This window comes from Micromonospora sp. H61, from assembly GCF_018070325.1.
GTDB lineage: Bacteria > Actinomycetota > Actinomycetes > Mycobacteriales > Micromonosporaceae > Micromonospora > Micromonospora salmantinae.
Genome location: NZ_JAGPXY010000122.1, coordinates 1 through 9998 on the forward strand (window position 1 = coordinate 1; position 9998 = coordinate 9998).

At 71.8% G+C, this 9998-nt stretch carries 10 protein-coding genes and 1 pseudogene; 6 read left to right on the forward strand and 5 right to left on the reverse strand.

Annotated features, from left to right (window positions below; genetic code table 11):
• Positions 1 to 129 precede the first annotated feature (129 nt).
• The 3 genes and pseudogenes from KBX08_RS34960 to purD all read left to right on the forward strand — a co-directional run.
• A pseudogene (locus tag KBX08_RS34960) lies at positions 130 to 174 on the forward strand (hypothetical protein); the annotation flags it as partial.
• Positions 175 to 447: 273 nt separating this feature from the next.
• The gene (locus tag KBX08_RS34195) at positions 448 to 1017 is read left to right on the forward strand and encodes an endonuclease domain-containing protein (RefSeq protein ID WP_238689268.1); all 570 of its coding nucleotides are present in this window, start codon (positions 448 to 450) and stop codon (positions 1015 to 1017) included.
• Between the two features lie 105 nt (positions 1018 to 1122).
• Positions 1123 to 2373 (forward strand): phosphoribosylamine--glycine ligase, encoded by a 1251-nt coding sequence (gene purD / locus KBX08_RS31450; RefSeq protein ID WP_210787405.1) that lies wholly within the window; start codon positions 1123 to 1125, stop codon positions 2371 to 2373.
• A gap of 52 nt (positions 2374 to 2425) precedes the next feature.
• On the opposite strand, the gene KBX08_RS31455 is transcribed toward purD, so the two are convergent.
• The 3 genes from KBX08_RS31455 to KBX08_RS31465 all read right to left on the reverse strand — a co-directional run bounded on the left by KBX08_RS31455 (position 2426) and on the right by KBX08_RS31465 (position 5853).
• A complete protein-coding gene (locus KBX08_RS31455; RefSeq protein ID WP_210787406.1) occupies positions 2426 to 3988 on the reverse strand; it encodes an AMP-binding protein in 1563 nt (520 codons plus the stop codon).
• Between the two features lie 196 nt (positions 3989 to 4184).
• Positions 4185 to 5399, reverse strand: a complete 1215-nt coding sequence (locus tag KBX08_RS31460) for an acyl-CoA dehydrogenase family protein (RefSeq protein ID WP_210787407.1) — start codon at positions 5397 to 5399, stop codon at positions 4185 to 4187.
• A gap of 1 nt (position 5400) precedes the next feature.
• The gene (locus KBX08_RS31465) at positions 5401 to 5853 is read right to left on the reverse strand and encodes an SCP2 sterol-binding domain-containing protein (protein ID WP_210787408.1); all 453 of its coding nucleotides are present in this window, start codon (positions 5851 to 5853) and stop codon (positions 5401 to 5403) included.
• Between the two features lie 67 nt (positions 5854 to 5920).
• Between KBX08_RS31465 and KBX08_RS31470 the strand changes: the two genes are divergently transcribed.
• Positions 5921 to 6559 (forward strand): TetR/AcrR family transcriptional regulator, encoded by a 639-nt coding sequence (locus KBX08_RS31470; RefSeq protein WP_210787409.1) that lies wholly within the window; start codon positions 5921 to 5923, stop codon positions 6557 to 6559.
• Here the strand turns inward: KBX08_RS31470 and KBX08_RS31475 are convergent.
• Positions 6534 to 7202 (reverse strand): DedA family protein, encoded by a 669-nt coding sequence (locus tag KBX08_RS31475; RefSeq protein WP_210787413.1) that lies wholly within the window; start codon positions 7200 to 7202, stop codon positions 6534 to 6536. The two genes, KBX08_RS31470 and KBX08_RS31475, sit on opposite strands and share 26 nt — an antisense overlap.
• A 167-nt stretch (positions 7203 to 7369) precedes the next feature.
• On the opposite strand from KBX08_RS31475, the gene KBX08_RS34820 reads away from it, so the two are divergent.
• Entirely contained in the window at positions 7370 to 8521 is a 1152-nt protein-coding gene (locus KBX08_RS34820) for a sensor histidine kinase (protein ID WP_210787410.1), read from the forward strand.
• Complete coding sequence (locus KBX08_RS31485) at positions 8518 to 9159, forward strand: response regulator transcription factor (protein WP_210787411.1); 642 nt, start codon at positions 8518 to 8520, stop codon at positions 9157 to 9159. The genes KBX08_RS34820 and KBX08_RS31485 overlap by 4 nt, the downstream gene beginning before the upstream one ends.
• Positions 9160 to 9165: 6 nt before the next feature.
• On the opposite strand, the gene KBX08_RS31490 is transcribed toward KBX08_RS31485, so the two are convergent.
• Complete coding sequence (locus KBX08_RS31490) at positions 9166 to 9807, reverse strand: DedA family protein (RefSeq protein ID WP_210787412.1); 642 nt, start codon at positions 9805 to 9807, stop codon at positions 9166 to 9168.
• Positions 9808 to 9998: the final 191 nt, after the last annotated feature.

Consider the following 9998-nt stretch of genomic DNA (forward strand, 5'->3'; position numbering starts at 1 on the left):
GGACTGTGGGGTTATCCACAGGGGCTCGAGGGTTGTCCACAGGGGCTTCGTTCGAGTGGGGTGGGTGGGCAGGGTGTGGGTGTGGGTGCACATCAACTTCTTCACCACATTGCGGCCGGGCAGGACGGCATGGTCACCCTGGGCCAGGCATTGCGTGCCGGCCTGACCAGGGACCAGATCCGACAGTTGCACCGGTCCGGCAGGTGGCAGCGGCTTCTCCGTGGGTGCTTCGTTCCAGAAGCGGAGTTGAGTGATTCGACGCGTCGGCGGGCGCGAATCCGCGCTGCGGTCATGAGCCTCGGCCCAGGCGCCTTCGCTGTTCTGGACTCCGCGTTGGAGTTGCACGGCATCGCGGGTCTTCGCCGGACAGCACAGGTCCACGTCTCGGTGCCAGTCGATCGACCCCGACCCCAGCGCTCACTGGTGCCGTGGTTGACGGTGCATCAGGTGACCGTCGGCCCCGGCGACATCGTCCAGGTTGCGGGCATCCCGGCGACCTCTCCGCTTCGCACCGTCTCGGACGTCATCCTTCGGGTTGATCGTTATCCAGCGGTCTCGGTCCTCGACTCAGCTCTGAACCAGGGTCGCATCGATCCGGCACATCTGGCGGCCATTCCGAGCCTGATCCGGGGACGTCGGGGCGCGGTCATGGCACGCGCCTGCCTCGCCGAGGCGGACGGGCGGGCGCAGTCGCCGCTGGAGACGCGTAGCCGGCTGCGGTGCGTGGACGGCCGGGTGCCGCCGGACACGCTGCAGTTGGAAGTGCGCGACGATGACGGCTATCTGCTCGGCATTGGCGACCTGGGCTGGCGCGGCCCAAGGCTGATTGCCGAAGCGGACGGCCGAGACGCGCATGGCACTCCGGAGGCCGCCTACGCCGACCGCCGTCGCCAGAACCGCCTGGTCAACGCTGGCTGGACCATCCTCCGTTTCACCTGGCAGGACACCCTCCACCCCACCTACATCCCCCAAACGGTCCGCCAAGCGATCGCAGTCGCGGTCGCCCAACGAAGGTGATCAAGAGGTTTCCGTCAAGAACGAGTCCACCGCTGACGCAAACCTCTTGATCACCGAGGCCCTACGGGGGCGGGCGAGGTGGAGGGGGACAGTAGGATCTCGGGCGTGCGGGTTCTTTTGGTGGGTGGTGGCGGGCGGGAGCACGCGCTTGCGCTTGGGTTGACGGACGATCCTGGGGTTTCCGCGCTTGTTGCGGCGCCGGGTAATCCGGGGATCGCCAGCGTGGCTGAGCTGCGAGCGGTCACTCCGACAGATCCGGCCGCGGTGGCGGCGTTGGCCGTGGAGGTGGCGGCTGACCTGGTGGTGGTCGGGCCCGAGGCGCCACTTGTCGCCGGGGTCGCCGATGCGGTACGCGCCAAGGGCATCGCCGTGTTCGGTCCATCCGGTGCGGCCGCGCAGTTGGAGGGCTCCAAGGCGTTCGCCAAGGACGTGATGACCGCCGCCGGCGTGCCGACCGCCCGGGCGTACGTCTGCACGGACGAGGAGAGCACCGCCCGGGCGCTGGACGAGTTCGGCGCGCCGTACGTGGTGAAGGACGACGGGCTCGCCGCCGGCAAGGGCGTGGTGGTGACCGACGACCGGGCCGCCGCGTTGGCACACGCGGACGAGTGTGGACGTGTCGTGGTCGAGGAGTTCCTCGACGGCCCGGAGGTCAGCCTCTTCGTGGTCACCGACGGCGAGGCGGCGCTGCCGCTGGTGCCGGCACAGGACTTCAAGCGGCTCGGCGACGGCGACACCGGGCCGAACACCGGTGGCATGGGGGCGTACGCGCCACTGGCCTGGGCCCCGTCCGGCCTGGTCGACGACGTGATGCGCGATGTGGTCCACCCGACGCTCGCGGAGATGCGTCGCCGGGGCACCCCGTTCGCCGGCCTGCTCTACGTCGGGCTCGCGATCACCGCCGCCGGCCCTCGGGTGATCGAGTTCAACGCGCGCTTCGGTGACCCGGAGACCCAGGTGGTGCTCGCGTTGCTGGAGACCCCGTTGGGTGGGCTGCTGCACGCGGCGGCCACCGGCTCGTTGGCCGAGCATCCGCCGCTGCGGTGGCGCGACGGCAGCGCCGTGACCGTGGTGCTCGCCTCGGCGGGTTATCCGGCCGCGCCGCGCACCGGCGACGTGATCACCGGTGCGGACCGTCCGGGCATCATCCACGCGGGCACCGCCCGTCGGGCCAGCGACGGCGCGTTGCTCTCCGCCGGCGGCCGGGTCCTCTGCGGTACGGCCACCGGCGCCGACCTGGCCGCCGCGCGGGACGCCGCGTACGCGCTGGTGGACGGGGTGGAGTTGGCCGGCTCGCAGCACCGCACCGACATCGCCGCCGCCGCGATCGAGGATCGGATCACGATTCCCGGCTGAACACCGACCTCGACCCGGCGGGCACGCACCAGCCGCCGCGCCTCCCCGCCCGTCAGCCGTAGTAGCGGCGCAGTTCTCGGGTGAGCACCTTGCCGGTGGCGTTGCGAGGCAGGTACTTCACGAAGATCACGTCCCGGGGGACGCTGAACCGGGCCAGGAAGTGCCGGACGTACTCGCGGACCGCCTCGGGGTCGAGGGTCTCGCCGGGGTGCAGGGCGAGGAACGCGGAGAGGCGCTGGCCGTACTCGGGGTCGGGCACGCCGATCACGGCCGCCTCGCGGACCTGTGGCAGTTGCGCGAGCAGGTCCTCCACCTCGGACGGGAAGACGTTCTCGCCGCCAGAGACGATCATGTCGTCGGCCCGCCCGTCGACGAAGAGCAGCCCGTCGGCGTTGAGCCGGCCGAGGTCGCCGGTGTCGAGCAGGCCGTCGTGGGTTTCCCGGTTGGCGCCTGAGGTGTAGCCCTCGAAGAGCATCTCGTTGCCGACGAGGATCCGCCCGACCCGTCCGTCCGGTACGGGTTGGCCGTCGTCGTCGAGCAGTTCCAGCCGGGTGCCGTGCGGGGGACGACCGGCGGTGGTGGGTGCCTGACGCAGGTCCTGCGGGCCGGCGATGGAGGCCCAGGAGACCTCGGTGGACCCGTAGAGGTTGTAGAGGACGTCTCCGTAGACGTCCATGAACTTCGGGGCCAGCCCGCCGGGCAGGGCGGAGCCGCTCACTGCGACGACAGTGAGCGGGGGGCGCGGGTCCGGCGGGGGCACCTCCAGCAGCCGTTGCAGCATCACCGGTACGGCGAAGAGAGCGTCGCACCGGTGCGTGCTCAGGGCGGCGAGCGTGGCGGCCGGGTCGAAGCGGCGGTGCAGCACGATGGTGGCTCGTAGTGCCAGGCAGACCTGGAGGGCGGCGAATCCCCAGGTGTGGAAGATCGGCGCGGCGATCATCACCCGGTCCCGGGCGTGCAGGGGGATGCGGTCGATGATGGACACCAGTGGACCGAAGCCGCTGGGCGTCGGTCGGCGAGCGCCCTTGGGCGTACCGGTGGTGCCGGAGGTAAGGACGATGATCCGGCCGTCGCGCTCGGGCGGGTGGAGGTCACCCGGCAGTGCCCCGGCCACCAATTCCTCGCGGGCGCGTTCGTCGAGCCGGGACAGCTCGGCGGGGAGGCCGAGGACCCGCTCGGCGAACTCGTCGTCGTGCACGAGGAGCCGCAGCCGCTGTTCCTCGGCGACGGTGCCCAGCTGGGCGGCGCTGAGCCCGGTGTTGACAAGTACCGCGTCGACGCCGAGCAGGGTGGCGGCGACGATCGTCTCGATCAGTCCGTGGTGGTTGCGGCAGAGCACGCCGATCCGGTCGCCGGCCTGTACGCCGAGCCCGGCCCGCATCGAGCGGGCCATCCGTTCGGCCCGGTCGAGCAGGTCGTGGTAGGTCAGCTCGACGCCGTTCTCGTCGATGACGGCGGGTCGGCCCGGGTCCCGGGCGGCTGCTTGGCGTAGCTCGCCTGCCAGGCTCCACCCCCACGTGCGCAACGCGTTGAGCTGCGAGGCGACCCGGACCGGGCTGCCGGGGGTGAGCAGCCCGCGACGGGTCAGCGTGGCAACGATGAACGGCAGGTCCATGCCGCAGACCTCCTCGGGTGGTGCGCGGACGGGGCGTCGGCCCGCCCGTCCATCAGGGCTTCTTTCCTTGATCATGCACTGGGCGCGGCTGAAGGCCCAGTTGGCGTCGGCGTGGGGTGACAAAGACGGCACAGATCGTGGAATCCGGGCCACCGTCGGCCCGACCCTGGTCGAGGAGGGGTCGGGCCGACGGCGGTCAGCGGATCTGCATCCCGGAGATCGCCCGGGAGATGACCAGTCGTTGGATTTCCGAGGTGCCCTCGAAGATGGTGTAGATCTTGGCGTCCCGGTACCAGCGCTCGACCGGGTGGTCACGCAGGAAGCCGGCCCCGCCGAGCAGTTGCACTGCCTTCTCGGTGACCGAAACGGCCACTTCGCCGGCCTTGAGCTTGGACATCGATCCTTCGCCCGCGGTGAACGGGCGGTTGTTGCGGCCCATCCACGAGGCCCGCCAGACCAGCAGCCGCGCCGCGTCGATCTCCATCCGCATGTCGGCCAGCGCGAACGCTACCGCCTGGTTCTCGATGATCGGGCGTCCGAACTGGACCCGGTCCTTCGCGTAGTCGAGGGCGTACTCGTAGGCGGCCCGGGCCACGCCGAGCGCCTGGGCGCCGACGGTGGGTCGGGACAGCTCGAAGGTGCGCATCGCGGCCTGCCCGGTGGCTCGCTGACCGGAGCGGGCACGGTCGAGTCGTTCCAGCAGGGCGTCTCGACCGCCGAGCAGGCAGCGGCCGGGTACGCGGACCCCGTCGAGGAAGACGTCGGCGGTGTGTGACGCGCGGAGGCCGAGTTTGCGCAGCTTGCGGGTGGCGGCCAGGCCGGGGGTGCCCGGCGGTACGACGAACGCCGCCTGACCCCGGGAGCCGAGCGCGGGGTCGACGGAGGCGGTGACCACGTGCACTCCGGCGATTCCGCCGTTGGTGGCGTACGCCTTCTGGCCGGTGAGCACCCACTCGTCGGTGGCCTCGTCGTAGACGGCCCGGGTGCGCATCGCGCCGACGTCGGAGCCGGCTTCCGGCTCGCTGGTGCAGAAGGCGGCGACGGCTGGCGAGTCGACGTCGCCGAAGCACTGCGGCACCCACTCGACCATCTGGTCGGGGGTGCCGGCGCCGTAGATGGCGGCGACGGCGAGTGAGGTGCCGAAGATGCTCATGCCGATGCCGGCGTCACCCCAGAACAGTTCTTCGCTGGCGATCGGCAGGGAGAGCCCGGTGGGGTCGGCCCAGCAGGTGGCGAGGAACTCGAAGCCGTAGAGGCCGACTTTGGCGGCTTCCTGGATCACCGGCCAGGGGGTGTCCTCGCGCTCGTCCCACTCGGCGGCGGCTGGGCGCACGACCTCGGCGGCGAAGCCGTGCACCCAGTCGCGTAGATCCCGCTGTTCCTCGTTCAGGTCGAGCGAGAACTCAGCCATGTCAGGCCTTGGGGATGTCGAACAGGTTGGCGATGTTGGCGGCGAGGCCGAGGTCGCCCTTCGCCTTCAACTTGCCGGTCATGAACATCATCACCGGGTTGGCGCCACCGGAGACGATCTTCAGGAACTCGACCGGGCCCATGGTGAGGCTCAGCTTCGGGTCGTGCTGCGGGGTCTCGTTCACGACGCAGGTGCCGTCGGCGATGACCACCTCGTAGGTGTCGCTGCCGCCGTCGGGGCGACCGGTGATGATCCAGTGGATGACCGCGTTTGTGGAACCGGCCCGGTCCGCGCGGAACAGCGACGGCATCCGGCCGAACACCTCGCCCAGGACCTTGTCGCGCAGGTCGCCGGACATCACCTGGGCGATCTTGTCGTCCGGGGTGGACTTGACCAGCTGGGCGAACTCCTGGGGGCCCACGTTGGCGAAGGTGGCCGGGTCGAAGTCAGTCATCAGGTGCGCCTTCCGGAAGATTGGCTACTCGCGCGTAACCCTACGCACGAGTAGGTATGCTCGCAAGGTGTCCAGCGTCCCCGCCTTCAAGCGCCTGCCTCGCGCCGTCCGCGAGCAGCAGATGCTCGACGCGGCCGTCAAGGTCTTCTCCCGACGTGGCTTCCACGCCGCCAGCATGGACGAGATCGCCGAGGACGCCGGCATCTCCAAACCCATGGTGTACGCGTACCTCGGCACCAAGGAGGAGCTCTTCGTCGCTTGCCTGCACCGGGAGGGCACCCGGATGATGCAGGCCATCGCCGGGGCGGCGGCTCCCGACCTGCCGGCCGACGAGCGGCTCTGGCGCGGGCTGAGGGCGTTCTTCGGCTTCGTGGGCGCCCATCGGGACGGCTGGGCGGTGCTCTACCGGCAGGCCCGGGGCGAGCAGCCGTTCGCCGGCGAGTTGGCCACCATGCGGGCCCGGCTGGTCGAGGTGGTCGCCGGAATGCTCGACCACGCGCTGCGCGCCGATGGCCGCGAGATCGCCGCCATCGACCTGGAGGTCGTCGCGTACGCCCTGGTCGGCGCGACCGAGTCGTTGGCCGACTGGCTCGCGGACCACCCGGACGCGGAGCCGGAGAAGACTGCCACCCGGATGATGAACGTGGCCTGGCTCGGTGCCGCCCAACTGCTGCACGGCGTCACCTGGCGTCCGCCGGCCGACTGACGGCCCCGGCGGGAACGGCGTCGGTGCCCGGCTCGCCGACCCGCGCCGTACGGCGGCGGTTGCGGAGCCAGCGGACCACCTCGACGACCACCGTCACCGTCAGGGCGAGGCCCAGACCGAGCAGGAGACCGCGCAGCGGGTCCTGCTCGAAGGCCAGCCCGCCGACGTAGCCGACCAGCGCCGAGTAGAGCCCCCACGAGCTGGCGGCCAGCGCGTCGAAGGCCAGGAACCGTCGCCGTGGATAGCGCACCGCGCCCATGGTGAGGGTGACAGCGGTCCGGCCGCCCGGAACGTAGCGGGCCACGGTGAGGATCAGACCGCCCCGGGTGGCGATCCCCCGACGGGCCCGGTCGATGGCGCCTCGGCGTCGACCGTCGGGGGGCAGCCGGTCGAGCAGCCGGGTGCCGCCACCCCGCCCGATGGCGTACGAGACGTGGTCGCCGACCAGCGCCCCGGCGGCTGCCACCAGAATCACCGCCGGCAGGTACGGCGCTCCGGAGGCCGCGAACACCCCTGCGGTGATCACCGCCGTCTCGCTCGGCACCACCGGGAAGAAGCCGTCGAGCACCGCGATCGCGAAGATCGCCAGGTACACCCAGGGTGAGGACATCGTGTCGTGCAGCAGGTCGAGCAGATCCATGATCCCGATGCTGGTCGGCGCGGCGGCTCCCGACATCGGCCAGTGGTCAGGTGGGCGGCACTACTTAGGTAGCGGCCGGCCCGGACTGTGCATCGGGGTCATCCCCCACCTCCCCCCGGTACGGCGCTGTGGGGCGGCCCGACACGTCGGCTGAGCCCTAGGCTCGCTGCGTGGCCTCCAACGCCGTCGCCCTCCGGCGGGTCGTCCATCGGTACGCCCCGCCGCTGCTCGCCGTCCTGGTCGCCGCGGCCGTGTGGGCCAGCGCGACCGGTGACATCGGGGTCCACTCGCCGCTGCCGAGCGTGGTCGTGCTGCTGATCGCACTGGGCTCGGCATGGGCCGCCGGTACGGTCCGGACCCGCCGCTGGCCGTTGTTCCTGGCCGCGGCGGTCGGCTGGTTGGTGCTCGCCGCGGCGGCCGCCGGGGTGCTGGCCTCGTACCAGGCGGGTCTGCGGTTGCGCGGTCGCCAACTCGCCGGTTACCTCGCCGGTGCGGCCCTGGTGCTGACCGGCGGGGTGCTGGTCGGGCTGGCGGTGGGTGGCGTACGCCGGATCACCACCGCCAGCACCGGCAACGTGCTGCTGCTCGCCGCCTGCCTGGTGGGGCTTCCGTTGGTCTTCGGCCTCTGGGTGCGGGCCCGTCAGGACACGCTCGCCGCTCTGCGGGACCGGGCCGAGCGGCTGGAACGCGAGCAGGAGGCCCGCGCCGACCGGGTCCGTGCCGAGGAGCGGACCCGGATCGCCCGGGAGATGCACGACGTGGTGGCACACCGGGTCTCGTTGATGGTGGTGCATGCCGGGGCGCTGGAGGTGACCGCCGTGGACCCGGCGACCGTCGAGGCCGCCGCGCTGATCCGGACGACCGGCAGGCAGGCGCTCACCGACCTGCGCGAGGTGCTGGGTGTGCTGCGCCAGGCCGGCCCGGCCGTGACGCCGGAGCGGGGGCTCGACACGTTGGACGAGTTGATCGGGGAGTCCCGTGCCGCCGGACTGCGGGTGTCCCGGCAGGACGAGGGTGTGCCGACGGCACTGCCGGCGACGCTGGGGCGTACCGCGTACCGGGTGGTCCGTGAGGCGCTGACCAACGTGCGCAAACACGCGGCCGACGCCGAGACGACGGTCTGCCTGCGCTACCTGCCCGACGGGCTGGAGGTGCTGGTCCGCAACGGCCCGTCCGAGGGCGGGTCGGCGCTGCCGGGTGCCGGGCAGGGGCTGCTCGGGCTGCGTGAGCGGGTGGAGCTGCTCGGCGGCCGGTTGGAGGCAGCTCCGGTGGACGGCGGCTTCCTGGTCCGGGCTCTGATCCCGCTGGCGGGTGCGGCGTGATCCGGGTGGTGGTGGTCGACGACGAGCAGCTGGTCCGGGCCGGGCTGCGGCTGATCCTTGAGGCGGCGGAGGACATCACTGTCGTCGGAGAGGCGGCGGACGGCGCCGGCGCGCTGGAGCAGGCCCAGCGGTTACGCCCCGACGTGGTGCTGCTCGACGTGCGGATGCCGGGCGTCGACGGGCTGACCGCAGCGCCCGACGTCGTCGCCGCCGGCCCAAAGGTGATCATGTTGACCACCTTCGACCTCGACGAGTACGTGCACCGCGCGCTGCGGGCCGGCGCTGTCGGCTTCCTGCTCAAGGACACTCCGCCCCGGGAGTTGGCCGCCGCCGTCCGTACGGTGGCCGCCGGCAACGCGATGCTCGCCCCGACGGTGACCCGGCGTCTGATCAGCTCGTTCGCCGAGCGTGGCCCGGCCCGCCGGGACGCGGCCCGTGAGCGGCTCGCACCGCTGACCGAGCGGGAGCTGGCGATCGTCCGGGAGGTGGCGTGCGGGCACGGCAACGCGGAGATCGCCCGGCGGCTGACGATGAGCGAGGCCACCGTCAAGGCACACGTCAGCCGGGCGCTGGCGAAACTCCACGCGGGCAACCGTGTGCAGTTGGCCATCCTGGTGTACGACGCCGACCTGCTGTGACGGGTGTCAGGTCGATCCGGCCCGGTCGGTGGTGCTGGTGGTGGCGGCGCGCTGGCGCGCCCGGTGGCGCAGCCAACGGACGCCCTCGATGCCCAGCGTGACGATCACCGACAGGCCGATCCCGGCGAGGACGCCCTTGACGGGGTGCCGTTCGAAGGCCAGCCCACCGAAGTAGCCGAGCAACCCGCAGTACAGGGCCCAGGTGACCGTTGCAATCGCGTCGTACAGCAGGAACGACCGGCGGGAATAGCGCACCGCGCCCATGGTGAGGGTGACGGCCGTCCGCCCGCCCGGCAGGTACCGGGAGGTGGTCAGGATCAGCCCGCCGCGCCGGTTCAGCGCGCGCCGGGCCCACTCCGAGCTGGCTCGTCGGCGGCTGCCGTCGGGAAACCCGGCGAGGCGTCTCGCGCCGCCACCGCGCCCGATGGCGTACGAGACGTGGTCACCGGCGCAGGCGCCCAGCGCGGCGGCGCCGATCACCGCCGCCAGCTTGGGATTTCCGCTGGTGGAGAGCACGGCGGCGGTGATGACGGCCGCCTCGCCGGGTACGGCCGGAAAGAACGCGTCGACCGCCGTGAGCCCGAAGATCAGCAGGTACACCCACGGTGAGGCGACCAGCTGTCGGAGCAGGTCGAGCGCGGAGTCCATGCCCCCATGCTCGCCGGGCGCGACCCGCCCGGTGGCCGAAGCCGTTGGATAACCCCCACCTCTCCCCGCGCCGATCTGTGAGTGGGGGTTGTCAAGGGGTGCGGTGGTGGGTGGTGATGGTTCGGTAGAGCTGTCGGGCGATGTAGCGCTTGAGGCAGCGGGTGATTTCTCTGGTGGTGCGGCCTTCGGCG